Source organism: Providencia sp. PROV150 (assembly GCF_028481025.1).
In the GTDB taxonomy this organism is placed as follows: domain Bacteria; phylum Pseudomonadota; class Gammaproteobacteria; order Enterobacterales; family Enterobacteriaceae; genus Providencia; species Providencia hangzhouensis.
Window position 1 is genome coordinate 104679 of the sequence record NZ_JAMPPJ010000010.1, and the last position, 24278, is coordinate 128956.

At 39.9% G+C, this 24278-nt stretch carries 22 protein-coding genes; 11 read left to right on the forward strand and 11 right to left on the reverse strand.

Translation table 11 applies throughout. From position 1 onward, the window contains the following. The first annotated feature begins 7 nt into the window (after positions 1–7). The 7 genes from PSE83_RS08705 to PSE83_RS08735 all read left to right on the forward strand — a co-directional run bounded on the left by PSE83_RS08705 (position 8) and on the right by PSE83_RS08735 (position 5403). Complete coding sequence (locus PSE83_RS08705; protein WP_272660812.1) at positions 8–1084, forward strand: fimbrial protein; 1077 nt, start codon at positions 8–10, stop codon at positions 1082–1084. A gap of 20 nt (positions 1085–1104) precedes the next feature. After that, positions 1105–1668: a fimbrial protein gene (locus tag PSE83_RS08710; protein ID WP_164564853.1), complete on the forward strand. Its 564-nt coding sequence runs from the start codon at positions 1105–1107 to the stop codon at positions 1666–1668. Between the two features lie 58 nt (positions 1669–1726). Next, a complete protein-coding gene (locus PSE83_RS08715) occupies positions 1727–2269 on the forward strand; it encodes a fimbrial protein (RefSeq protein ID WP_004262414.1) in 543 nt (180 codons plus the stop codon). A 211-nt stretch (positions 2270–2480) separates the two neighbouring features. After that, positions 2481–3011: a fimbrial protein gene (locus tag PSE83_RS08720; RefSeq protein ID WP_094961298.1), complete on the forward strand. Its 531-nt coding sequence runs from the start codon at positions 2481–2483 to the stop codon at positions 3009–3011. 30 nt (positions 3012–3041) lie between these two features. Beyond that, positions 3042–3572 carry a fimbrial protein gene (locus tag PSE83_RS08725; RefSeq protein WP_004262411.1) on the forward strand — a complete coding sequence of 177 codons (531 nt, stop codon included), beginning with the start codon at positions 3042–3044 and terminating at the stop codon, positions 3570–3572. Positions 3573–3786: 214 nt separating this feature from the next. Further along, positions 3787–4035 carry a helix-turn-helix domain-containing protein gene (locus PSE83_RS08730; RefSeq protein ID WP_004262407.1) on the forward strand — a complete coding sequence of 83 codons (249 nt, stop codon included), beginning with the start codon at positions 3787–3789 and terminating at the stop codon, positions 4033–4035. A 390-nt stretch (positions 4036–4425) separates the two neighbouring features. After that, on the forward strand, positions 4426–5403 hold the full coding sequence (locus PSE83_RS08735) for a LysR substrate-binding domain-containing protein (RefSeq protein WP_196731629.1): 978 nt from the start codon (positions 4426–4428) through the stop codon (positions 5401–5403). Positions 5404–5509: 106 nt separating this feature from the next. Here the strand turns inward: PSE83_RS08735 and PSE83_RS08740 are convergent, their stop codons facing one another. From PSE83_RS08740 to PSE83_RS08755, 4 genes are all read right to left on the reverse strand, one after another. Next, on the reverse strand, positions 5510–6688 hold the full coding sequence (locus tag PSE83_RS08740; protein WP_272660813.1) for a M20 metallopeptidase family protein: 1179 nt from the start codon (positions 6686–6688) through the stop codon (positions 5510–5512). A 583-nt stretch (positions 6689–7271) separates the two neighbouring features. Next, positions 7272–8597 (reverse strand): amidohydrolase, encoded by a 1326-nt coding sequence (locus PSE83_RS08745; protein WP_196724654.1) that lies wholly within the window; start codon positions 8595–8597, stop codon positions 7272–7274. An 18-nt stretch (positions 8598–8615) separates the two neighbouring features. Then, positions 8616–9092, reverse strand: coding sequence for a hypothetical protein (locus PSE83_RS08750; RefSeq protein WP_094961301.1), 477 nt, complete (start codon positions 9090–9092; stop codon positions 8616–8618). Positions 9093–9104: 12 nt separating this feature from the next. Beyond that, positions 9105–9893, reverse strand: coding sequence for a DUF3100 domain-containing protein (locus tag PSE83_RS08755; protein WP_036958500.1), 789 nt, complete (start codon positions 9891–9893; stop codon positions 9105–9107). A gap of 810 nt (positions 9894–10703) precedes the next feature. Here PSE83_RS08755 and PSE83_RS08760 point away from each other — a divergent pair. Continuing rightward, positions 10704–11150: a GNAT family N-acetyltransferase gene (locus PSE83_RS08760; protein ID WP_004262388.1), complete on the forward strand. Its 447-nt coding sequence runs from the start codon at positions 10704–10706 to the stop codon at positions 11148–11150. 77 nt (positions 11151–11227) lie between these two features. Here PSE83_RS08760 and PSE83_RS08765 read toward each other — a convergent pair whose 3' ends face one another. The 3 genes from PSE83_RS08765 to PSE83_RS08775 form a co-directional block, all read right to left on the reverse strand. Further along, entirely contained in the window at positions 11228–14191 is a 2964-nt protein-coding gene (locus tag PSE83_RS08765) for a TonB-dependent receptor plug domain-containing protein (RefSeq protein ID WP_272660814.1), read from the reverse strand. A 24-nt stretch (positions 14192–14215) separates the two neighbouring features. Beyond that, positions 14216–15670, reverse strand: coding sequence for a porin family protein (locus PSE83_RS08770; protein WP_272660815.1), 1455 nt, complete (start codon positions 15668–15670; stop codon positions 14216–14218). 79 nt (positions 15671–15749) lie between these two features. After that, positions 15750–16496 carry a Slam-dependent surface lipoprotein gene (locus PSE83_RS08775; RefSeq protein ID WP_094961304.1) on the reverse strand — a complete coding sequence of 249 codons (747 nt, stop codon included), beginning with the start codon at positions 16494–16496 and terminating at the stop codon, positions 15750–15752. 482 nt (positions 16497–16978) lie between these two features. Between PSE83_RS08775 and PSE83_RS08780 the strand changes: the two genes are divergently transcribed. Both PSE83_RS08780 and PSE83_RS08785 read left to right on the forward strand, forming a co-directional pair. Then, positions 16979–17602, forward strand: coding sequence for an SDR family oxidoreductase (locus PSE83_RS08780; protein ID WP_036958498.1), 624 nt, complete (start codon positions 16979–16981; stop codon positions 17600–17602). A gap of 140 nt (positions 17603–17742) precedes the next feature. Further along, on the forward strand, positions 17743–17937 hold the full coding sequence (locus tag PSE83_RS08785; protein WP_228676962.1) for a hypothetical protein: 195 nt from the start codon (positions 17743–17745) through the stop codon (positions 17935–17937). 98 nt (positions 17938–18035) lie between these two features. Here the strand turns inward: PSE83_RS08785 and torD are convergent, their stop codons facing one another. The 3 genes from torD to torC are packed head-to-tail and all read right to left on the reverse strand — an operon-like array spanning position 18036 to position 22361. Then, complete coding sequence (gene torD / locus PSE83_RS08790; protein ID WP_004262368.1) at positions 18036–18650, reverse strand: molecular chaperone TorD; 615 nt, start codon at positions 18648–18650, stop codon at positions 18036–18038. Next, a complete protein-coding gene (gene torA, locus PSE83_RS08795) occupies positions 18647–21193 on the reverse strand; it encodes a trimethylamine-N-oxide reductase TorA (RefSeq protein WP_004262365.1) in 2547 nt (848 codons plus the stop codon). Before torA ends, torD begins: the two co-directional genes overlap by 4 nt. Continuing rightward, positions 21183–22361 (reverse strand): pentaheme c-type cytochrome TorC, encoded by a 1179-nt coding sequence (gene torC / locus PSE83_RS08800; protein WP_036958495.1) that lies wholly within the window; start codon positions 22359–22361, stop codon positions 21183–21185. Before torC ends, torA begins: the two co-directional genes overlap by 11 nt. 136 nt (positions 22362–22497) lie before the next feature. On the opposite strand from torC, the gene torR reads away from it, so the two are divergent. Beyond that, a complete protein-coding gene (gene torR / locus PSE83_RS08805; protein ID WP_004262356.1) occupies positions 22498–23199 on the forward strand; it encodes a two-component system response regulator TorR in 702 nt (233 codons plus the stop codon). Here torR and torT read toward each other — a convergent pair. Further along, positions 23172–24203, reverse strand: coding sequence for a TMAO reductase system periplasmic protein TorT (torT, locus tag PSE83_RS08810; protein WP_094961310.1), 1032 nt, complete (start codon positions 24201–24203; stop codon positions 23172–23174). The genes torR and torT overlap by 28 nt on opposite strands. Between the last annotated feature and the right edge of the window lie 75 nt (positions 24204–24278).

Consider the following 24278-nt stretch of genomic DNA (forward strand, 5'->3'; position numbering starts at 1 on the left):
GATTATAATGAGAAAGTTATTTAGCACTCGTATGTCCAAGTTATTGTTAGCTTCCAGCTTATTAACTTCTTCATTGCTGGTAGTTCCATATAGTGCATTTGCTAATAATGGTATTTGTCGACCACATGCTGATGGGCCAGGAAGGTATACCGCCACTCTTCAGGGGGATATCGGTGCGTCATTTAATAAAGTAGGAACAGAGCTTTTATCCCAGTTTACTTGGAAAGAGAATGGTTTTATTTATAAGGTAGAGTGTTTTTGTTTTCCAGCAAATACGCAGATTAACTCAACATATTATTGGGGGGAATATGCTGCAGGAATAACTCAAGGACATGCCCCAGGCTGGTACTCTGTAAATGAATACATAGATATTAGAACAGAAGTGGCAATTTGGAACGCTAATGTTGGGGGGATGCAATATCATAGAGTACCTTTTGGCCCCATATCTAACAATACTCCAGAAATGTGCTCCAATGCTGCTCGGTTAACTACAAGTGTGTCGAGTGGTGGCTCTGGGAAAATGGATCTTTATATAAAGAAAGCATTTGTCGGGAACGTTTCTTTTAGTATTTCAGATATATATTACCTTAAGGCATCATTAATTAGTAATACTTCAGGCCCCCCTATTGCACTAATTGGGTTGAATGTATCTGTGACTGCTCCACAGTCATGTGAAATTGATGCTGGGCAGAATATATCAATCTCTTTTAATGATACATCACAACAAAATTTTGTGAAGGCGGGTAAAGGTGAAATGCCTTCAGGCATGGTTCCGCAATCTAAAACATTAAGCATAAAATGCTCAAATATGGACGCTTATGCAAATTTAGATATGCGTTTTATTGGTGCTGCTGACCCAAATAGTACTACTGATGGCTTTAGTACGGATAATAAAGATATTGCTATTGCAATAGAAGGACCTAATGGTCGCTTAACACCGACTACAGGGAAACTCCCTTTACAGTTAGATAGTAATCAAAATGGTTCGGTAACTATCAAAACTTACCCTATCAGCAGTACTGGACTAGCCCCTGATGTAGGCAAGTATTCATCAATTGTAACCGTGCGTTTAGACTTTAGATAATAACAATGGAGATAATTATTATGAGTAAGGCAATGGAAAATAGTCGTAATTTCCCATGGTCAACAATGAAAAAAGCGGGTGTTTTATCATTATTGATTGCAGTTAGCGGTGCAGCACATGCAGCGGATATTACGTTGAACTTTAGTGGTAATGTAACAGTAACAGGGTGCGATATTTCAGCTAGTAGTAAAACAAAAGCAATTGCTTTCGGTACTGTGGATTTGGCGAAAGCGGCAGCCAGTGGGACAGGGTCTTCGGCCTTAAAAGATGTGGACTTTTCGTTAGATTTTACCAATTGCGTGAACCTTAAGAATATCAGCTTAGTGATGGATACAACCAAAGCTGTGACGGGATTTGCTGATTACTATTCTATCGATGAAGGTGCGGGGAAAGCTGGTGGCTTAGCGGTTGGTATTAAGGGAACAGATACAGCAAAAACTGTTCAATCACCAGGAAAAGAGGTTTTGTGGGTAAAAACAGCAGCAACAAATAATATTCCTTTTAAAGCCACATTATATAAAACCGGTGCAGTAACTGCGGGAGCAATTACAGGGCTTGTGAATGTTACTGTGAAATATAATTAGTATTAATTTTCTATTTAAAAATATTACTTCTAATAATATAGAACCAAAGGTTATATAAATGAAAAAAACTTTTGTATTAACGCTAATAAGCGCTATGGCAGGTATCGCTTTAATTTCAGGCGCACAAGCGGCTGATGCAACATTAACATTGAAAGCAACAATAAAATTGGCGGGTTGTGATATTTCAACAGGCACAGGTAAAGACCAATTAGTTGACTTTTCAGATGTTACCGTAGTTAAAAATGCGGTCAAAGGGAGCTCAATAGCTAAAAAAGATTTTAATCTGCAATTTCAAAATTGTGCAGATTTGAAGGGCATTGATGTTTCAATGAAAGGTACTGCTGATACGGATTTCGCCGGTGGAGAACTGTTTGCGATTGATAAAGGTGCAAATATGTCCAAAGGCGTTGGTGTTAAAATTATTGCGAAAACAACTGGTGGAGAAAAAGTCCAGAAGCCAGTCGGTGATACGGTTGTTTGGGGAAGTCTTTCAGGGGCTAGCGTGACTTTACCTTATCGTGCTGAACTAGTTAAAACGTTAGATACGATAACCGGGGGGGATGTTCGTTCAGTTGCCGAAGTTAGCGTAGCATATAAATAAAATATTAATAGATTGAATGGTGTTATAGATATTTAAAATAACTGATGGCATTGTCGTTTTATTCTCTTAAAACGACATGAAAATTTAATTTATCTACTTTTACTATAGAAGTGATTCAATAATTTATATGCATATTATAAGGCAATGATTAATTCAAGAACTAGCATCTTTATTCGTTAATTTTGATTTGCGATTATTATTTTGACTGATTATGAAATTATATTCGTATAGGTATTGTTATATTTTTGGCATAGTTTTTTCGCTATGCCCTCTATTTTCATCAGCTAGTGATTTATCGTTAAATTTTACTGGAAATGCAATTGTTACAGGGTGTGATGTTGAATTTGGAAATAGTGGTAAGAATCAAGAAATCGATTTTAAAACAGTAACAACGACGAAAAGTGGAACTGGTCTTTCTGGCTTGGTCACTCAACCATTTTCATTAAAATTATCTAGTTGCGTGGGAACAATTAATAAAGTTTCTGTGAGTATGTCTGGTAAGGCTGATACTGGCTTTCCTGAATACTTTGCCATTAATAGTGGCACTGGCAGTGCGCAAGGGTTGGTTTATGGTGTGAACGTAAAAGGAGACAAGAATAAAAAGCAAAAACCCGATGGTACAGTTGTTGAGTGGTCATCGACGGCACAGCCATTAGAATATGAAGCCACTTTGTATAAAACAGGGAATGTTGACGGTGGTCTCGCACAAGCGAGTATTGATATCAGTATTGGGTATCAATAAATAATAGCTATTTAATATGGGAGAGAGAGGATGAACATAAGCCGTTTATTCAGGGGAACTGTTTTAGTCGCAGGTATAAGCTTCGTTTCATCAGGGGCACTGGCTTTGGATGCTTCTGTTCAGATTAAAGGCAAAATAAAATTGATGGGATGCGAGGTTGATACCGGATCAAAAGATCAAACTGTTGATTTTAAAAGGGTCAATGTGCCGGTGAGTTACCCTTCAGGAAGTGTTGTAGCCGAGAAACCATTTACGATTAAACTACAAAATTGTGAATCAACCGCAGTTGCTGATGTTTCGATGAGTGGTACCCCAGATAGTTTTAATGCGGATTATTTTGCATTAGATTCTACGAGCCAAGATTCAGCAAAAGGAATCGCACTGCGTATTAAATCAACAAATGGGGATGTTCAGAACCCTTCAGGTAAAGTAGTGACATGGCGTTTTAATTCATCAAGTAGTGAACAATTATTAACATATAATGGTGCATTAATTAAGACGAGTGATATCACTAACGGTAAAGTGAATGTAAATGCAGAGTTTAGCGTTAATTATCGTTAATTTTAATATAGAAAAATAATAGTGTGTTAATTAATCTAATAATAATGGTTTAATAACTTTTATTATATGAGTTTATGATTATTTTTTATTTGAGAAATATAAGTTTATTGGAAGTTGTAAATCTCGAATACGCTTTTTTATAGCATATCAGGGCGTTAAACTTTAAGGCTACAACACTAAAAATAATAGTGTCGTTATAATTAGGACAGTACGTATGAGCGTATATAACACTGAAATTTCTAATAGTTTTATTGGGCAGCAGGTTCGCAAACGCCGCCTTCTTTTAGGTTGGTCTGCGAGTACATTGGGGAAAAAATCAGGCTTGAGCCAACAACAAATTTCACGCTATGAAAGAGGAACACAGAATTTCACTATTTATCGTTTATGTATATTTGCAAATATACTGGAATGTGACTTAAATTACTTTTTGGGGCATGAAACTGATCTTGGCTACCCATTATAAGTTGAATATTAAATTTAATAGCTTCTTGAGAGAGGAGCTATTAAAAATCAACATATGTAGACATAATCTGTTTATACTTGATGAAAACATCAAAAAAGATGGCAACAAATAAGCTCCTATGCTTATTTATAATATCTGTCTGTTTTATAAAAAAGTATGTTTAGTTTACATATATTGCTATGGTTATAGCAGTATTATGTTTTTTGGGGACGAATAGAAACGGTATTATTTGGGGATCTTGTGAAAAATGTAAATGCTAACTCAGCAATGCTAAAAGGATGCTTCTAGCTGGCTGGTTGCTTATGGTATAATAATCGCACAAAAATATTGTGCTACAGCTATACTTTTTAAATCTTATTTTTAATCCATTTTACATTGGATACCCCAGTAATGAACATTAGTCAGCTTAAAAGCTTTGTTGAAGTAGTGAGGAGTGATTTTAATATCACCAATGCGGCTGAAAAATTGTATACCTCTCAGCCAACTGTCAGTAAACAACTTAAAATATTGGAAGATGAGTTAAACGTTTCATTATTCAATCGAAAAAATAATAACTTATTATCGCTGAGTCCGATTGGCGAAAAAGTTCATCATGTTGCGTGTGATATTCTTGCGCAGTTCGATAAAATTAAAAGTATCGTGTCTCATGAAGACTCGACGATAAAACAAAACCTGCATATTGCAACAACTCACACACAGATCCGCTATAAATTGCCTCAAGTGATTGAGCGTTTTAACGCACGCTATCCCAATATTTCTTTGCATTTCCATCAAGGTGCGCCCGCTCAGATTGCAGAGATGGTAAACAATGGCGATGTGGACTTTGCCATTGCGACCGAGTCTATGCACCTTTATGATGATTTATTGGTGATGCCTTGTTACCAATGGTCTCGCAGTATTATTGTTCCACATGACCACCCATTGGCTCAATGTGAACAGCTTAAGATTGAAGACCTTGCAGGCTACCCGCTAATTACTTATGTTTTTGGTTTTACAGGGCATTCAAAGCTCGACCAAGTCTTTTATCAACATAAATTAACGCCAAATGTTGTTTTAACTGCCGTAGATACTGAAATAATTAAATACTATGTAAAACGGGGTGCTGGGGTCGGTATTATTTCAACCGTGGCTTTTGACCCAGAGGAAGATAGCGAAGCATTACGTTGTATTGATATCAGCCACTTAGTAAAGCCAAGTTATACACATGTATGTATTAACCGGCACATGCATTTAAAAGATTATATGTATGATTTTATCTCTCATTACGCACCTCACCTTGATTTGAATTATATTCATCAGCCGAATCAATGGGTACCGACAGAACAAAGCGAGCGTGATCAGTTATACCGAGAATTGCCAGAATTGTAACTTATAAGTGAATGACTAAGAAAAAAGCCGAGTAATTGATTGTCCAACTATTGGGGGTCACTTCAATTTACTCGGCTTTAGTATTACTGTGTGTATTATATTTATTCTAACGAGTGGCAATATTAATAAAAATTTGAGCGCCAATCAGTAAACAATCGTCATCAACAAAATAAGGGTTAGCATGTAAGTAATTATTAATCCCTTTTGCTTGATTACCACTTCCTAAGAAGTACATGGCACCGAGTTTATCTTTAGTGGCATTGATCATATAACTGAAGTCTTCACTGCCAGTCATTGGCTTACCATTTGAATCAATCTGCTCAATCGGTAAGAAGGCGGCAGCGGCATCATAAATCACTTTGGCTGCTTGTGGGTGGTTGACAACGGCAGGATATCCGCTGGCTTCCAGTGTTGTTTTAAACCCACCGGCTTCACTACGAGCCACAATTTCATGGAAGCTGGTTTTTAATATTTTGTCCGTTTCTTCATCCATTGAACGGATCGTTCCGCGTGCTTGCACATGATCCGCCAGCGCATTTGGGATGGTTCCGCCGTTAATCATGCCGCAACCAAATACGGCAGGGCTGAAAGGGTCAGTTTTTTTGGCAACAATGTAGTCCATATAATCAATGATACGCGTTGCTTCGCGGATAGCATCTAACCCTTTATGAGGGGTTGAGCCGTGAGCAGAAACACCGTGGACATCTAGTGTCCACGCTGAGCCGTATGAGGACATAACCCCAGAATTGAATTTAATATAACCCGTTTCAAATGCAGCATCATTGTGTAGGCCGTAAACTTCGTCTACTCCTTCCATACACCCCATTTCTACCATTTTGTTAGCACCTGGCACACGCATATCTTCTTCTGCCATTTGGAAGATAAAGCGGACGTTATGGGTGAGCTCAGAACGGTTTTCACTGAGGTACTTTGCTGCCGTTAAGGCGATGGTCATGTGGGTATCATGTCCACAGTTATGAGCGCAACCTTCATGGACAGAACTGTGCTCATTGCACGTTAAATCAGGCATTTCAAGGCCATCGATATCAGTACGATAGGCAATCAAGCGCTTTGTTGGGTCGACAATCAATTCAGCGGTAAAACCTGTGTAGCCTTCGAATAAACGAATGTTATATCCAAAGCTTTCCATCAATTCACAGCAATATTGTGAGGTTTTGAATTCCTGCCCAGACAATTCAGGGATTTTATGTAAATCCTGACGTGTTTTTTTGCTAAATGTTTCTAAAGCAAAGAGCTTTTCACTGATATTGTATTTATTGGTCATTGCGTTTTATCCCGTATACAAAAAGCGTTTTTAATGCTGTTAAAGGGCCCCTGGTGTGAGCATGGAATAATGAACAGCACGCTCATTTAATTTATGTGTATTTTAAAAACTAGATTCAGAAATAGGGTGATTTCTACTTCTACTCGTTATTTTTTATCTATCAATTTATAGGGTCAATTTTAGCGTGGATATTAAAAAAGTGAGCGTGACGGAGATCGTGTTTATATCATATCAGTATTGCATGGCTCATGAATAATAAGGATGGTAATTTATGAAAATAATAATAAAAAATTATAATCTCAATTAAAATCCTTTTATATCAATTAGTTATGATTTTATTTTTCAATTTTAATATTAAGGATATTTATATTTTAAAGCGAGCCTGAATAGGGTTTAAGTTAAATTTTTTATTTAAAGTAGGGCGGTGAGTGGCATGATTTTAGAAATTGTTTTAAATGAGATGGCGAATGTAAAAAGAAATTAAATTAATGCGAAGAAAAAATTTTAAAGGTGGGATAAAAGCTAAAAAAATCATATTCCCCTTATTATAATTAACATAGCAATAAGGGGAATATTTTAATAATTAGTTCTTAAAAGAGCCGATAAATGAGAGGTATTCCTCTTTGCTCATTAATGGGGTGTAATCAGCTAACATCTCATCAGCTTGGGATGCATCATCAAATAACAGGTCAATAATTGCCATTGCCATCATTTGAGCTGGGCGGATATAGGCCATATCATCATCAAAAACAACGTAATCTTTACCATGCAAACCACCACGAATTGCGCCAATCCATGGGTGACTCACTGGCATGATATGTGATAAGTCACCTGTATCCGTGCTTCCCGTCATGTGCCCAGCAACCCAAACATTTTCTTCACCAATCAAGTCATGGGCATTTTGCTGCAACAAATGGTTCAACGTATCGTTGTTATACAGTGGGAGGTAACCCGGTAAATCTTTGACTTCTACCTCTGCACCGACAGACATTGCACCAGCAACCAATGCGCGAGTAATACGCTCATTCGCATCAATCATTGCAGGGACATTTGACGCTCGGACATAACTTTCCATACGGACATCACTTGGGGTGACATTGACCAAATCACCGCCTTGCGTGATGATTGGATGAAAACGAATATAATCTTTTTCTTGGAAGGTCTCGCGGATTGCATTCACTCCCATAATCCCCATCATTGCGGCATTGAGGGCATTGATACCTAAGTGAGGAGCTGCCGCAGCATGAGATGCTTTCCCTTTGTAATTAATCAACTTGCCAATAAACCCATTGGTGGTGGTCGATATTTCAATAAAACCGGTATCACGTTCTGGTTTGACACTGGTTAAATGAATTTGCATCGCCATATCGATATCATCAAATTCACCAAGGGATATCAGCTCTGGCTTACCGCCGATATAACTAATTTTTCCTTGTTCAATCAGTTTATTACGATAAGCCAGTTCAACATACTCCTCAGCGGGAACGGCGAAAGGAACGACGTCTCCCGCGAGGTATTGCATAGCACCTGACTTAACCAGACCAATAGTCACAGCCATCATATTAGCGATTTGAGCATTGTGCCCGCAGCAATGGGCTGCACCCGTTAAATCATCGGCTTCTGGGTGTTCTGCACAAATAATCGCATCGAGCTCACCAATAACAGCAATACTATGTTTACTCCCTTTTCCACCTTTTAGGCGCGCCTTAACACCTGTTAATGCGAGTTGGTTTCGGTAATTAACGCCTAGCGCAGAAAATGCAGCTTCCACTTTTTTTGCTGTTTTGATTTCTTTGTAGCCTAGCTCAGGCTCTGCCCAAATATCATCTGCTAATTTCTTTATATCCCCTTTATGGGATGCAATTGTCTCGCAGACGATGGCTTTCAATTGGTCTTTGGTCATTGTCATGGTAAATATTTCCTCTTGTTAGATAACGCCGCTCCATGAAAGTGTCACTTGACCAATAAGTGCAGCGAATAAGAATGTTCCCGTAAAGACCGCCAGTGAAACTGGGATGATACGCCATGAAATAGCTTTAAATTTATCAATATCTTTACCGAGTGAAAGACCGGCAAATGCAAGTACCGTCGTACTAATAACAGCAAGTGATATTTTACCTGTCATTGCGATCATTTCTTTATCGTAAGGGAATAACGGTGAACACAAACCGGCAGCAATTAAAGATACCCAGAAAATTACAGGTAACTTACCTAATGGTGGGATTTGTGCAATTAAGTATGCCACAAATGACATCCCCCCTAATAATGCCATGGCGATAAGTGAGTCACTAAAGACTGTGCCAAAGCTACCGCGGCCATAAATTGAACCGCCGAGTGCATCACCCAGTGAAGTGAAGATGATGACTAACACGATGATTATTGCAATTTCTGCCATCTTTTTCATGATCTTATATCCTTATTCTGTATCTGCTGATGCTGTTGCACGTTTTCTTTTCAACTTGTTGTATAAGAAAGAGGCAAACGGTAAGGAGAAGAAAATATAGATGTACAGACCTAATACTGAAGACATCAAGTTTGCGGAGGATGAAAATGCTTGAATATCCGCAGCGTGTTCAGGATAAAGCTCCAATAATGGTGCGACTGACGCAGCTAGCATCGAGCCACTTCCGACTCCGGCTCCCATTGCTAAAGCGAGAGGGCTCATAATATCGAGTCCAGCGATAACACTGGCGATGATGCCCATCCAAACGGCTCCGTACAATGTTCCGCAAATATACATTGCCATAACACCGCGGCCTTCTGGTGAACTTAAACCATATTTGGCTTCGATAATGGCAATATTAGGTTCACGACCGATAGAGTAGGTCGCACCAACTGCTTCACGGCCCATGCCTAACATGATAGCAAGTGGTAAGCCAAGTAAAATGGTACCGATAAAGTGACCGATTTCTTGCAAGATTAATGCGCCACCGGCTTGAATAATTTTTTCCCAAGATGCACCAACGGAGGTGCTTAATTTTGCAATTAAGATAACTAACGCGACACTCATTATAGAGCTAGCGTGTGCCATGTTTTTTTCGCTGAGAATTTTGAATTTTGGAAAACTGATAATACCACCCATCAACATGGAATAAAGCATTGGAAAAACCATGACTAAACTGATTTTAATTTGCCCTATAGCTTCCGAAAGAAGAATGATAAGTAAGCTAACCAAAAGCAACTTACTATCTTTTAATATACCCATAGTGTTACCTTTCATTGGAAATGTTTTTAAGAGTTATTCGTATATATTTATAATAAAAATGCATCATTTTCGTATTCATACTATCCATGAAACTATTTTCCTGACAATATTCCGAAAGTCTCTTAACCATGCCGAAAAGGCATGGTTAAAATCAATAAATTAAAATAATTAATAAAAATGGAGTCTTTGAATTGTTTTTCGCATTTCAATATTAAAAATATTTTTATTTTTCAGTGCGATACAAAAATTTATTAAATTTTTAACATGTTGTTTCATAAGTGATTTTTATTTTCAGATGCATTAATGCGAAGAGTTATCAAATACCTAATAAATGTGAGGTTGTTCAGGTTTTATGTATTTTTATATGAAAAGGTTTTATTTTTGTTGAGTTTGCATAATGGTGAAAATTGAGGATTCACTGGGTTTTGTTGTTGTATTTTTGGGTTTTAAGTTCTACTTTAATCTGATTTAAATTTAATTATTAGTTTAATAAACCAGTGCGTTTTTTTGTTTTTCTTTCAAAAAAATTTTATAAATTACAATAATATTGTATTTGGCAGTGATATTTGACTTGGATCGCAATTCTGAATATTCATTAATTAGAAAGCAATAAATGAGTCGAAATTTTATTTTAGTCTAAATGCTGATATTAATGTTATCCGTAACATATCAACTGCTATTTGTTTATAGCATCTCAAAAAATACAAAGGCACGAATGGCGCGAACAAAAAAGTATTTATTGTTAATTTATGGTGAGTCATCCTTTTATCACAACGGTATTGTAATCGGTAAATCTAAAGTAAGGTGTTTATGGCCATTACCCTAAAAGATATCACCAAAGACAATTGGGTGGATATCATATGTCTCGAAATAACCAAAGAGCAGGAAGACTTTGTCGCTCTTAACTCAGAGTCAATCGCAGCCTCAAAATTTTTTGATTATTATATTAATCGAGGTATCTATGTTGATGATGAGCCTGTTGGCTTTGTTCAATATTATTCAAACCATGAAAATGGTAGGCCTGAAGAGGTGTTTATTGATCAATTGATGATTGATATAAAACATCAAAGAAAAGGTTTTGGTTCTAGGGCTATTCCGCTAGTTCTCGAGGAAATTAAAAATTTGGGCAAATATAAGTCCGTATCAATTTGCTATGTCGAAGGTAATGACATCATGAAACCTTTTTTTGAACAATTTGGCTTTTCTGTTGTTGAGCAAGATGAATTTGATGAAACTATTATGCGGTTATTTTTCTGATACTAAAGTGATAAATATCCACTCCAACTAAAAGTTAGCAGCGGATATTTATAGAGCGGTAAATCGGCAGTATTTATCTAAAATTGCGCATTTAATCCTAAGCGTAGTGTGCGGCCCGGGGCTGGCATCATACTACGTGTCAGTGGGTCGATATAATAACGATCAGTTAAGTTGGTTACTAAGAATTCGACATTAATATTTTTGTCAATTTGGTAACTTGCATAGGCATCCGCTGTAAAGGTGGGTGTCCAGTGCATTGGGCTGTTGTTCGCCATCGAATAACTTCCCGGGAACTGTTGCATCAGTTTGCGTTCATCTTTATTTTGTACACTACTGGTATAACGTAAACGTGTTCCCACTTCGAGATCTTCATCCATAAAGCGCATGCCTAGGTTGGAGTTAATCGCATATTTAGGCTGTAACTGTGTGCGTAAAAAGCCACCGGGGAAACCTGCTGTTGTACATTGGGAGAGATTATAACGGTTAGTTGGGTCTAAATTAGCGGGCGCGGAGTCATCACAAACCTCATTTTTGAGGCGGTAATCAACACCAATATCCATAAATACCCCACCATTATCGTAGCGAGCTAAGGCTTCAATCCCTGCGGTTTTATGTTCTTTTACTTGAACGAAATTAAGACGCCCATCGCGGTCAAATGCATTTTCGATGACCGTATGGTAATAGCCTATTTTAACATCGGCATGGCGTTCTGCTCCGAGGAAACCCTGTAAATTACGTGAATAACCAAATTCAAAGGTTTTTGCACGTTCGGGTTTAAATGCCATCCTCTCTTTACGAGCTTCACTTTCGCCTGCAAATCCAATGCTACTTTCGAAGATACTCGGTAAGCGTACTGTTTCAATGTAACGTGCATAAACACGGTCGTTATCAGACAACCAAATATTGGCACCAAAAGCGGGGGCCCAGCCATGGCTTTTTTGCTTGCCTGAGAATTTCCATTTTTCTTCTTCAGTAAGTTCACGTTTGATGTCATCTGATGGGTGTGAGTAACTTGAACCATACACATAAACTTCTTTACCGGTTACTGGGTCGACTGCGCGAGCTTGAGAGTCAAAAGTTCCGTTATGGAAAGGGTTCGTTTTGGTGGTATAGCGCCCATCGTTATCTGATTTCCATTCAGTGCGGAAATTAACGTCTAAAACGCCATTTTCTTCTGGGTGCTGAGAGTTTTTTCTCTTGGTGATGAAAACGGTATAGTTCGTATCATCAAGTCCTATTGTTTTGAGTAAGATTTGTTTATTTTGATAGGCACCATTGAAGGGTTGGTAACCATTGGCAACAGCCTTATTATATTCTTCTTGAGTTAAAATTCGGTTGTAATTGATCTGCTTTGCAAGTCGCTCATCAGGGTTTTGAAAACCTTTGGTTCGATTGCGCATTTGCTCTTTTAAGTAATCATCCTCTGTCCAGCCATCAATATATTTTGCACCAGCATCCAATTCCAGCCAACTCGTTGGACGATAGTTAAAGTTAAAGGCAATACTGGTTTCTTGCCGATGTCCTTTACGTGGAAGGGCAATAAACGGGCTAGCCGTCTGCGATGGTGGTACGTCGTTAGAGTCTAATTTTTCTTTGAGCATTGAGCCGCGAATGGTTAAATCAAGATCGGGCGTGAGCGCCATGGTATTGCGTAAATTAAATCCAATACGGTCATTTTCAGAATTGGTTGCTGCGGTATTAATTAAAGTTCCATCAATGTTAGGATCTCTTCCATCACCATAACCATATTCAAACCCCCAATCACGTTCTTTAGGCTCTCGTGGGTAACCACCAGAGGTGTTGGTATCTCCTACCGAATGCGTCATCCACACATTTGCATTTAGGTCAATCCATTGATTATCTTCAGGTTTCCATTTGTATTCCGCATTATAGGCATTGACCGTAAAGTGAGCTAATGGCCATTGTGGTAATACTTGTTTTCCTTCCAGCTCAGCAAATCCTAAACGTGAAGGCATAATTTCACCATAGGTACTTTCACTCCGGCGAAAGCCAAGGTGTAATGTTTGGTTTTCAGTGAGATATAAATTGGTTTTGACTAAATAGGATTCCAGCTCATTAGAGGTATTAGTCACTTCTTTTCCGGGGCGAAATACATTCGCAGCAAAAGGTAAATAAGGGTCTGGGCCAAGTTGTTGCTGTATTGTTTGTTGTTCATTTAATTGAACAGATTCTTTATAACGGTGAGCGCCATTTTTCCCTGCAAAGTAGTTACCTTGCCGGCGATAAGCATAGGCGGCCATTAAATCAAATTTTTCTTGTCGGGTCCCAACCGCGATCCTTCCTCCGTTATCTTTAAAATTGAAAAATTGAGCATTTCCACGGGATTTCGGTGTGATGTTAACAACGGGGTCGGAAAGGACAGAGTTCTTATTTTTATAAATCTCAGGGTGATCTCGGTAATCTTCGCCATAACCATAGTGGGGAATACGTTCACGAGTTGAATTACTGCTGGTTTCCAATTTTAAGCTGACACCAAACTTTTCATCCGGTGCAACAACATCATCTATCCCTATGGTTCTGATGGCTATCCCTCCACCGACAGAGGTTTTTATATCGCCAGCGAGAGAACCACTTTTTTCAATCTCAATGCTACTAATGAGGTTTGGGTCCACATAGTTACGGTTATTTGCGCCATTATAACCCCGATAAACGGTGAGTGATTGTTCTGTGCCGTCAACCGTGACAGGAACACGCTCTTGCCCTTGGATCCCTCGAATATTTGGGTCTAACGCACCACTGTTTCTCGCATCACCGCTATAGACACCAACTGCACTATTTAGCACATCTGCAGTACTGGTGCCTTTATAACGTTCAACAAGGTCTTTTCCTAAATAAATTTTAGAACCTTTGGCATCATATTGGTCATCGTAACCTTGTTGATCTCGTTCTTTGATGGTTTTTGCTGAATCTTGAACGGTAATGGTGCCGAGGTGTTCTTCTTTTTCCCCTAAAGCGGTTATTGGAATCAAAAGAGCAGTAATAATTGCAGTAGTAATAGGTGTTAATTTGTATTTATACATAGTGTTTTCTCTGTGCCATAACGCTTAAAAGCGGGTTTCTAACCCAATAGAAATTTCGTGCTGGTGGTAGGAGTAAATTCCATCCGCGGAACTGCGATTGTCACGAAAGCGGTAACTGGTATAAGGCGTGAATGTGAGCAATGAATAATTTGGAAAACTGAGTCGCGCAAAATACATGGCTTCTTTATCATGGCGTTTTACATTCAACATTTGGTTGAAGGCCTTGAATTGGCTTTCTCGATAAGTTGCGAGTGCCAGTAAATGAATATCGGGCGTGAGTACGGTATACAAGCCGCCTCGGATGCCTAGCTGGTCATAATCATCACTACGAACTTCAGTCGTGAGACGAGTCGCATCAGCCCCTAAAAAGAGGGAAGTATCTGGGGTAATACCATAGACACCCGTTAGATGTAGGCTACTTCGATTGCCATCAGCACTGTCATACGGTTTTTGGTAATGAAGTTGTTGATAGTCAGCGGAGGTACTGAGGATAACCCGAGGTGTAAATTGGTAGTCAGCTTCAATTTTACCGCCCATACCTAAATAGCGGCGCTTTTCATTAACCGTTTTTAATTCAATTAATGGGCCAAAAGCGATAGTCGTATTTGCATCATTAAAACGATATAAAGTTGCCAAAGAAGAGGTATTTTCACTGAACTCGGCATAGTGAGGATAGCGGTCGCCATAAGATGTGCCCTTAATTTGTAAGGAATGGTTGCTCGAGATAGGAATAATTTTACTTAGGCTTGCGTCATAGGTGAGCCCTGGCGATGACTTAGGGTTAGCCATTTTCCAGGTTCCACCCGGAGTTTCCCAAACTTTATTTTTATCAGGAACTTGGTTGATATTACTGTTGTATTTATAGCCAAAAGAGAGGCTTCCTGTCCAAGCAGTACGGTTTTCGATGGCACTAATAAATTGTTGAATGGTTTGCTTTACACTGGCAGGTAATGCGAGTGTTTCATCGTTGATTAAATTTTGGAATAAAGCCAAAGACTCCTTATTTTGATTATCTTCAAAATAAGCTCGTGCAAGTTCCAACTTAATGCGAAGAAACTTTGGTGACAGTGCCAGTATTTGTTGGTAGTGGGCAATTGCTTCAGGGTAATGGTTTTGTGCTTTAGCGGTTTCTGCTTTTGCAAATAAAATAAGCAATGGGTCCGCATCAGTTAGTTGCTGGTAGCGAGGCAATAAGCGTTGTACGTCTTGAAATTGCCGATGGTTGATTGCCAGATAAATTGCCTGTCCTAAGTCTTGAGCGTTATTTTTTAGGGTATAGTTTTCCCCATTTAGTTTTATTGATAGGTCATCAGGGAGTAGCAATTGGTCTTTATTGGGGACAACTGCACTTTTATCACGATAATTTTGTTTATCTTTTTGCCATAACAGCTGTTCTCGGTCAGTATCCAAGCTAGCTGGAAATGCAGAGAACGCAACCATAAGCATCATAATGGCAGGGGGTAATAGCAGATATCGCATAGGATTAGCTTCGGTAATAAAAGGCTGTGGCCAACTACCTGTCACGTTTTATAGTTGGCCACTGAGGTTAATTTACGGATTACTGGGAGATATTCCCACGGCTTCCACCAAAGGCCATGTCTTTGCTGTGGTCGCTAAATTCAGTTACCCCTGCAATATGTTTAGCTTGGTCGCCAAAGAAGTGCCCATTTGTTGAGCCTGATTCACCATTAAGAGTGGCCGCTCCGGCGAAAGTGGCATTGTTATTTATGGTGGCATTAATATTGGTTGCACCAATATTCCCTGCTAAGGATTTAGTTCCAAAGTTGGCTGTCAGAGTACCTGCGGCTAGGGCACCTCCATTATATTGGCTTATCCCTTTAACAGAGTATTCCGCAGTGCCCGCTGTTGGCATATTGGTGGTGACATCTTTACCAGAGTAGTAAGCCGTGTGTGTTGTGTCACTAGCTTGTCCGGTCGATGACCATTCGCCGAAATAGACTTCTGCATCTGCTACTTTTGCAAAGTTAAATACGCCCATTTTGTCATGTGAACCAGAGCTATTAGGCATAGAGATCACATGTGCTTCATTCCCTGGTTGTTTTGGCGCCATTTTTGTTAACCCAGAGAATGAAATGATTTTTCCACCGTAAACAGATTGCACACCAATACCAGGATCACCCGCAGCACCACCATGTCCACCACCGGTTCCTTCTGTCGCTCCAACACGAATGGAAGGTTCATTGGGATCGAAAGGTTGGCTTTGGCCAGAACCGATTGCTGCAGAAGCACCAAAAGTCATTGTGCAGGTTGCGAGTGCTAGAGCGATAATATTTAACTTTTTCATCGAAATACTCCATTTTTATTAAAGATATTAACGATACTATTGATTAAGAAATTATTATTTCGCATATATATGACGAGAGTTATTAAATCAAATAATAATATAAATGCAAATGATAATTCTTCGCATTAACATTAAAATAATTATGGGTATCAATGGGATAGTGGTATTTAGTTTATTGTTAGTTGTTGATATTACGATTTATTTTTGTAATTAATTTGTTGGTTTATCAATTTTTATGATAATTATTTTTTAATAAAAAAGTTAAACTAGTCACATTTTAATGTGTTTGATTAAAAGAGTTACATAAAAAACATTAAAGTTAGTGTTGTTTACTGTTTCATCATCGGCGCTAGTCAATGGCGGGCTAAATAAATTAAAATAGTAAATGAAAATAAGGCGCATTATCATTAATGGTGTGGTAATTTAGCTTTTACCGATCACTATTAGATTAATATTTACTCAAAATGCTAAGGGATAAAGTAATGGCACCATGGTTAATTTTTGGCGCTGGTGGAAAAGGTGTTGGCCATCAGATTGCTCAGTTGGCAATAGCAGAGAAACATCCTGTCATCGCAGTTGTACGTAATAGGCAATCTGCAGCAGCGTTAGAGGCTGTAGGGGTGCAAGTTTTCATCGGCGATGCTTGTGATAGCGAGGTGGTTAAAGCTGCATGCCATGCCGCAGGAACAAATGCCACAGTTATTTCAACCATGGGAGGTACGCAAGATTATTTAGCTCACCGTACGGTGATTGATTGTGCCGAGCAAGCGGGTATATCTCGCATGGTGTTAGTTACGTCATTAGGCTGTGGAGATTCATGGCCTTATTTATCTGCTCGGTCACGCGCTGCGTTTGGTCAGGCAGTGAGAGAAAAATCCCTTGCGGAATCATGGCTACAAACTAGCTCGTTAGATTATGTGATTATTCGCCCTGGTGGGTTATTACATGGTGAACCAACGGGAAAAGCAGTTCTTCAACAAGAGGTTGAAGTTCATGGGTTAGTGATGCGCGCGGATGTTGCTTCACATGTTTACCAGTTGGCTAAGCAAGGGGAATTGAAAAAACAAATTTATAGCGTGGTACAACCCGGTCTGACACCCTCTTAATAAAACCAAGGATTTTTTTGCATAGTGACAACGACATCATAACTATCCTCAATTATTTGTTTATTGCCTTAGACTCGCATAATTTTGAACAAGTTATTCAAGTTTTAGGGGAACAAACAGAAAAGCATAAGGAGACAATCATGAATATTGCGCAACGATTGCAAGATAAAGGACGACAAGAAGGACGGCAAGAAGGGCTGCAGGAAGGATTTCAAAAAGGCAAAGAAGAGGCAAATATAACAACGGCGCGGAATCTTTTGGAACAAGGAGTTAGTATTGAGATCATAATGAAAAGCACTGGGCTGAGCCGTGAAAAACTTATTTCTTTACAGTAACTCAGGTGTTATGACTCAGATTTAAAAGGGATATTATTTATCAATATCCCTTTATTTAATAATAGCTGAATAATATATAATTATTTAAATGGCATCTACTAGGTTTGCTTATCCCATTGAACTAGCGCTAACGACAGTTGACTCAAAGCGGCATAAAAACCAAACTCATCATATCGTTGGCAATTTTGGCTAAATACCGGTAGCCATTGCAGTAAAAGTGATAAAGTTTTTAGGCGTAACTGTTTCACTTTTTCTTGGTCCAAATGGGCTTCATTTAATGAAAAATGTAAGTGACTTAATAGCTCCAAAAAAATTGAAATATGGTCAGAAGGCTCGTTAAATGCCTCACTGGTTTCCATTCCTGCCTCGGCTAATAGGTACTTAATCTGTTCATTACCATGTTCACTGTTTGGATAAACTGAGGCGTAAGGTAAGGCTGATTGTTTATCTGACATTAAGAATAAACTACAAAAATCTGCGGCTAATTCGAGCTGAGCATCATTTCGCATCATTAGCGCTTTGATTTTTGTTTTAACCTCTTGAATTAGCGAAGTTAAAACAGGTTCCTGCTCGATAGTCGTAAACCAATCCATCATTTCGCTAGATTGAATCTGTGCTAACGTTGCATTATCTAATTCACGTGAGAACAATTGTGCTAGCCATGCATAAACACATGCTATTTGTTCTGGCGACAAAGTGATTTGTTTTGTCATTTGTTCACCTGTGATGCAGGAACATATTCACATTGAGCAACCATTTCAATTGGCCCATCGAATGCATTGACATTATCCACTTGTCCTGTGTATTTTTCTATCTCCACTAAGGTTGTATGTGCGCTGGTGGCCTGCGCTAATTGAGAGGTTCCAATATCAAGCGTTAATACGTTTGGGTTTCCGTATTTGCACAGGGAATTGATTTCTCCACCCTTAGTCGGGTCATACCAAGCTCCTTCATGGATACGAGCAACGCCTTCTGTATATAAGTCAGAAACTACGGCTCCTGCTAACACTTGCCCGCGGTCGTTGAAAACACGAACAATATCACCATTTTGTATGCCTCTAGCTTTCGCATCTTGAGGGCTAATAAAGACCGGCTCTTTGCCACTCACAGAATAATATTGACGTAATACAGGGGACTCGCACAATTGTGAGTGTAAACGAAAATCGGGATGTGCGGATTGCAAATGTAGTGGCCATTTTTTTGAACCTGGACCACCATGAGAGCGTTCTGCTTTTTCGAACCACATTGGGTGACCTTGGCAATCATCATATTGCATATCAGCAATAGTTTTTGAGTAAATTTCAATTAAACCACTCGGTGTCCCTAAAGGTTCTAAGTCGGGATCTTCCCTAAATGCTTGATGACGAACAAACATTTGTGGATGTTCAAATTCCACATAGCCTTCTTTTTCCCAGAACGTATCGAAGGAGGGTAAATGAATACCACGGCCTTTTCCTTGTTGGCTGCCTTCTTGCCAAATGCGTTTTAGCCAGCCCATTTCGTCCAAACCTTCAGTAAAGGCTTCTTCACGACCAAAACGGCGGCAGAGGTCACGTAAGATATCGAAGTCATTACGTGACTCAAACTGCGGTTCAACGAGTTGTTTCATCGCAATAATGCCACGGTTTGAGTGATTGCCGTATTGGTCAAGGTCATTACGTTCAAATTGTGTGGTTGCCGGTAATACGATATCGGCAAAACGACAGGTGGATGTCCATTGATTATCAATAGAGACAACCGTTTCTAGTTTGCGCCAACCTTCAATAATACGGTTAATTTGTTGGTGGCGGTGGAATGGGTTGGTTCCGGCAAATACACACATTTTTAGTGGAGGTAATTTAACTGCTTTACCGTTCCAGTTGATTGTTTTTCCGGGTTCTAAAATAGCATCAATAAAACGAGCAATAGGAATGGTGCTGCTGTAGCCTTTGTAGTCATTGTTATCATGAATAGGTGGCACTTTGGTTGAGCCGGAAAAACCACTTAAAATAATTCCCTGGCGGCTTGGGGTTCCTGCTCCATTATAGTGCCAACCGAAACCAAATCCTCCACCCGGTAAGCCAATCTGACCTAACATCGCAGCCAAAACGACAATCATCCAAGACCATTGTTCACCATGTTGCATACGTTGAACACACCAACCTGCGATGATTTGGGTTCTATCTGCTGCCATTTGGCGGGCTAAAGCGCGGATTGTGTCGGCATCAATGCCACAGATTTCAGCCGCCCATTGTGCATCTTTGGGTTGTCCATCTGTTTTTCCCATTAAGTAGGGAACAAATTGCTCGAAACCAACACAATATTCTTTTAAGAAAGTTTTATCATGTAAGTCTTCACTGTAAAGTGTGTGGGCGATGGCTAATTGCAGTGGGACATCCGCTTGCGGGTTAATCGCAATATGCTGAACATTGGTACGCCCAAGGTAATCATGAGTTGAGGTGATTATTGGATCGATACTGATGACTTTTATCTCGCCATTAGCGGCTTTTTCTTTCAGTTGTTCATAATATTCATAAACGTCATGATCAGGACACCACCAGTTAGCTTGTTGGTTTTTAATCAGGTCAGAGCCCCATAATACGATGGTTTTACTATTTTTAAGGACTAGCGGCCAAGAGGTTTGTTGTTCATAAACCTCCATTGACCCGACAACTCGAGGTAAAATCACTTGTGCAGCACCCGTTGAGTAGTCTCCGCCAGTACTGACACTATTACCGTGCAGCGCAATGGCGCGGGCTAACATACCTGATGCATTGTGGAGCATCCCTGTCGATTGCCAGCCATTTGCAGTAAGTAATCCACTTGGTCCATAAGTTGTTTGAATACGTTCTAATTCTTGATAGAACAAATCAAGGGCCTCATCCCAAGAAACACGTACGAAGCGGTTATCACCTCGTTGTGAGGTGTCACTTAAATGACGTTTACGTAGCCAATCAACACGCACCATTGGGTAACGGATACGGGCAGTGCCATGCACATGGTCAGGCAATCCTGCAATCATTTTTGATGGAAATTTATCGTGTTCAAAGGGTTTTGCTTCGATAAAACGGCCATCAACTACGGTAGCGCGAATTGCGCCCCAGTGTGACCCAGTTAGAATGCCTTCTTGTACCACCGCAGTTTGTTCTCCAGCTGTTGCAGCGTTAGCCTTACGTGGTGTTAATAGGGAAGGGCCTAACATACCCGCAACAGTGAGCCCGCCAAGCTGGAACAAAAAGTGTCGACGAGAAGCTTGAAAAGTTGGATTATTTTTCATTCTGTACTCCGTTATCACCGTGTGAAGATCCTGCGGTATCAGATGCATTCATTTGTAAGTATTTCAATAAGGTACGCTCTTCTCGCTTATCTAAACTGGTAAAGCCAATCATACCGTTTAATGTGCCTATCCAACCGTTAGCATCAAAGTGAGCAATATCTGGCGCGCCATGGCATTGATTACAAGAACCGTTATATAAAGAGTCTGCATAAGCCCATATCGGTTTGATATCATTGACCATATCACCTTGCTGCATCCATGCAGTCGCTTGCAGTTTGCTCCATGACGTATCTGTTGCAGCGACGACGGTGCTTTCTAAATTTTTCACATTTTCTTGAACATCACCACGTATCGAAGCTACGAAAATTCGCTTGCCGGGGAATTCAGATAGAACTCGTTGGCGACCATCGGTTTCTGTCCACCCTGTGATTTCAACTTGTAGCCAATCGCCATCACGTTTTAGGACTTTCACCTCTGAGGCAGGAAGTAACGAGCCAGCAGGGTCTTTATCCCCTTTATTTGCATAAATAGGTTTAATATCAAGTGAATACAGAATATCTGAATCACTATTTGCCTTAGCGCGCAGCTCATCGAATTGTTTACGAAAACCGCTGCTCATATCAGGTAATTGGTGGGCAATTCCTTTGTGGCAGTCAATGCAGGATTGATTCTCTTTCGCAGCGATTTGCATCTGGCGAGCTGCTTCTGGATTTTGTTTAGCGTGATCCATTGAGTCATAATCATGGCAAGAGCGGCAAGTAGCAGAATTATTTTCTTTCATGCGGGCCCACTCGCGTTCCGCAAGTTCGGCACGTTTGGCTTCAAATTTTTCTGGGGTATCTATCGAGTGAGCAATAAATGTTTGATAAATATCATTGCTTGCTTCGAGTTTCCGTTTAATCATGCCTGGAAGGTCGGAGGGAATATGGCAGTCATGGCATTCTGCGCGTACGCCAGATGCATTTTGGAAATGTACAGATTGCTTATATTCTTCGTAAACGGGTTCCATGCTATGGCAACTGACACAAAACTCGGTGGTGCTAGTCACTTTCATCCCAACATGGGGAACAACGATTAACGCAACACCCACTGCAATCCCGACAACGATTAACGTTAGCATTGACCAACGAGCACTTGGTTTTCGCAACGCTCTCCAGAGTTTCCGCATAATAGCCCCTGTAATTATATGGTTTAATACAGGCGATCTTATTGAGTTAATATGAATAGCGGTACTAGTCAGAATGAACAGCTTACGGCAAGATATGAGCAAATATGAACAGATATGAACAGAAGAGAGTATATCAATGACATCACATCATATTGTGGTTGTTGAAGATGAACCCGTTACTCAGGCTCGCTTACAGGCTTACTTTGAGCAAGAAGGGTATCGTGTTTCTGTAACGGGGAATGGCGCGGGGCTACGCGAAATTATGGACCAGCAAGCCGTTGACTTGATTCTGTTGGATATTAATTTACCAGATGAAAACGGGTTAATGTTAACAAGGGCACTACGTGAGCGTTTCACGGTAGGAATTATTTTAGTCACAGGTCGCTGTGACCAAATTGACCGTATTGTGGGTTTAGAAATGGGAGCCGATGACTATGTTACTAAGCCCTTGGAACTCAGGGAATTAGTCGTTCGCGTTAAAAATTTACTTTGGCGAATTGACCTTGCTAAGCCTTCGCAAGCCCAAGTTGTTTCACAAGATAATTGTTATCAGTTTGCTGGCTATTGCCTAAATGTTTCGATGCATACGCTCGAATTTGAGCATCAGGCTATCAAACTCACACGGGCTGAATATGAAATGCTAGTGGCTTTTGTGACGAACCCGCGGGAGATTTTAAGCCGAGAACGTCTTTTACGTATGTTATCTGCCCGACGAGTTGATAACCCTGACTTACGTACCATAGATGTACTTATTCGCCGTTTACGCCATAAAATCAAAGCGGATTTATTAGTGACTCAGCATGGTGAAGGCTATTTTTTAGCCGCCGATGTATATTGATATACGGGCCTAAAGCCTCCTGGAGATAATGAGTTGCGTAAGTGTTCACTATCTGCGTTTTGTTGGGTAAGCACTAAAATCGGCGGGCTTATATTGTTTGGAACCGGCTGCTTTTGTAGTACTTTGATGGCTTGTTCAATCACTAGCTCACCTTGCCAAACCATTTGGTCGCTGGCAGCCATAATAATTCGGCCTCTTTTTAACCCGCGGTAGACTTGGTGAGAAAGGTAAAAAGAGACAATATTCAATGGGTTCGTTAAGTTTCGGCCTTCACCCATTGCGGCCTCAGCAGCAATAGCAGTGCCAACGACGACATCGACATCAGGGTTACGCTCTAACATTTCATGTAATAGATTGCGTTGAACCTCAAGGTCGTTATCCCCTTGCGCCACATCCACAATTTGTACTTGGCTACCTGCAATAGCTTCTCGGAATCCTTGCTCCATTTCATGGCTGCCTCCGGCATTTAATGGGCCAGGCATAAGTAAAACTTTCAATGGCTTACCTTGACTCCATTGGACTAAATAGCGCCCCGGTTGATAACCCATTTGAAACCAAGGTACACCAACGCGGGTTTTAATTGTTTTATCGTGTGTAGCATTGATGACTTCAATGACAGGCGTATTTTCTACCAGTTGGCTAAGGTTTGGAAAAGTTGTGGTGCTACTGCCTAGTAAGATGGCATCTGCTCCCCATTGTTGGCACTGTGTAATTTGCTTTTGTTGGGTTGCTAGTTGGTTATATCCACCGGCTTCTAATACGTTTAGGTCAATGCCATAGTGTTTTGCCGCTTTTTGCATTCCGTAATTAATTGATAACCAATAAGAATCTTTTAGGCTAGGATAAAGCGCACACAACTTCCATGTTTTTGTGGCGGTAACGGGATCATGTGGTTGCTGGTCAAAATGCAGTGTGTCACGCCACTGAATTAGTGAGCTATCGTGCGCCGTTGCTAGGCTCAACAACGAGTGAAATGTGAACAGTAGTAAAATCAATACACGCATGATAGCCTCACAAACCAGAAACCTTTATCCTAAATGCATTCTTGCTGCTAACTCAACCATTTTAATTTTTAGGCT

Excerpts from the sequence above, each read along its gene's own strand:
- PSE83_RS08760 (WP_004262388.1), top strand. The coding sequence starts at position 10,704 with ATGGCCATTACCCTAAAAGATATCACCAAAGACAATTGGGTGGATATC.
- torT (WP_094961310.1), bottom strand. The coding sequence starts at position 24,203 with ATGCGTGTATTGATTTTACTACTGTTCACATTTCACTCGTTGTTGAGC.
- PSE83_RS08715 (WP_004262414.1), top strand. The coding sequence starts at position 1,727 with ATGAAAAAAACTTTTGTATTAACGCTAATAAGCGCTATGGCAGGTATC.
- PSE83_RS08755 (WP_036958500.1), bottom strand. The coding sequence starts at position 9,893 with ATGGGTATATTAAAAGATAGTAAGTTGCTTTTGGTTAGCTTACTTATC.
- torR (WP_004262356.1), top strand. The coding sequence starts at position 22,498 with ATGACATCACATCATATTGTGGTTGTTGAAGATGAACCCGTTACTCAG.
- PSE83_RS08725 (WP_004262411.1), top strand. The coding sequence starts at position 3,042 with ATGAACATAAGCCGTTTATTCAGGGGAACTGTTTTAGTCGCAGGTATA.
- torA (WP_004262365.1), bottom strand. The coding sequence starts at position 21,193 with ATGAAAAATAATCCAACTTTTCAAGCTTCTCGTCGACACTTTTTGTTC.
- torC (WP_036958495.1), bottom strand. The coding sequence starts at position 22,361 with ATGCGGAAACTCTGGAGAGCGTTGCGAAAACCAAGTGCTCGTTGGTCA.
- PSE83_RS08750 (WP_094961301.1), bottom strand. The coding sequence starts at position 9,092 with ATGAAAAAGATGGCAGAAATTGCAATAATCATCGTGTTAGTCATCATC.
- PSE83_RS08735 (WP_196731629.1), top strand. The coding sequence starts at position 4,426 with ATGAACATTAGTCAGCTTAAAAGCTTTGTTGAAGTAGTGAGGAGTGAT.
- PSE83_RS08730 (WP_004262407.1), top strand. The coding sequence starts at position 3,787 with ATGAGCGTATATAACACTGAAATTTCTAATAGTTTTATTGGGCAGCAG.
- PSE83_RS08770 (WP_272660815.1), bottom strand. The coding sequence starts at position 15,670 with ATGCGATATCTGCTATTACCCCCTGCCATTATGATGCTTATGGTTGCG.
- PSE83_RS08720 (WP_094961298.1), top strand. The coding sequence starts at position 2,481 with ATGAAATTATATTCGTATAGGTATTGTTATATTTTTGGCATAGTTTTT.
- torD (WP_004262368.1), bottom strand. The coding sequence starts at position 18,650 with ATGACAAAACAAATCACTTTGTCGCCAGAACAAATAGCATGTGTTTAT.
- PSE83_RS08745 (WP_196724654.1), bottom strand. The coding sequence starts at position 8,597 with ATGACAATGACCAAAGACCAATTGAAAGCCATCGTCTGCGAGACAATT.
- PSE83_RS08740 (WP_272660813.1), bottom strand. The coding sequence starts at position 6,688 with ATGACCAATAAATACAATATCAGTGAAAAGCTCTTTGCTTTAGAAACA.
- PSE83_RS08765 (WP_272660814.1), bottom strand. The coding sequence starts at position 14,191 with ATGTATAAATACAAATTAACACCTATTACTACTGCAATTATTACTGCT.
- PSE83_RS08775 (WP_094961304.1), bottom strand. The coding sequence starts at position 16,496 with ATGAAAAAGTTAAATATTATCGCTCTAGCACTCGCAACCTGCACAATG.
- PSE83_RS08705 (WP_272660812.1), top strand. The coding sequence starts at position 8 with ATGAGAAAGTTATTTAGCACTCGTATGTCCAAGTTATTGTTAGCTTCC.
- PSE83_RS08785 (WP_228676962.1), top strand. The coding sequence starts at position 17,743 with ATGAATATTGCGCAACGATTGCAAGATAAAGGACGACAAGAAGGACGG.
- PSE83_RS08710 (WP_164564853.1), top strand. The coding sequence starts at position 1,105 with ATGAGTAAGGCAATGGAAAATAGTCGTAATTTCCCATGGTCAACAATG.
- PSE83_RS08780 (WP_036958498.1), top strand. The coding sequence starts at position 16,979 with ATGGCACCATGGTTAATTTTTGGCGCTGGTGGAAAAGGTGTTGGCCAT.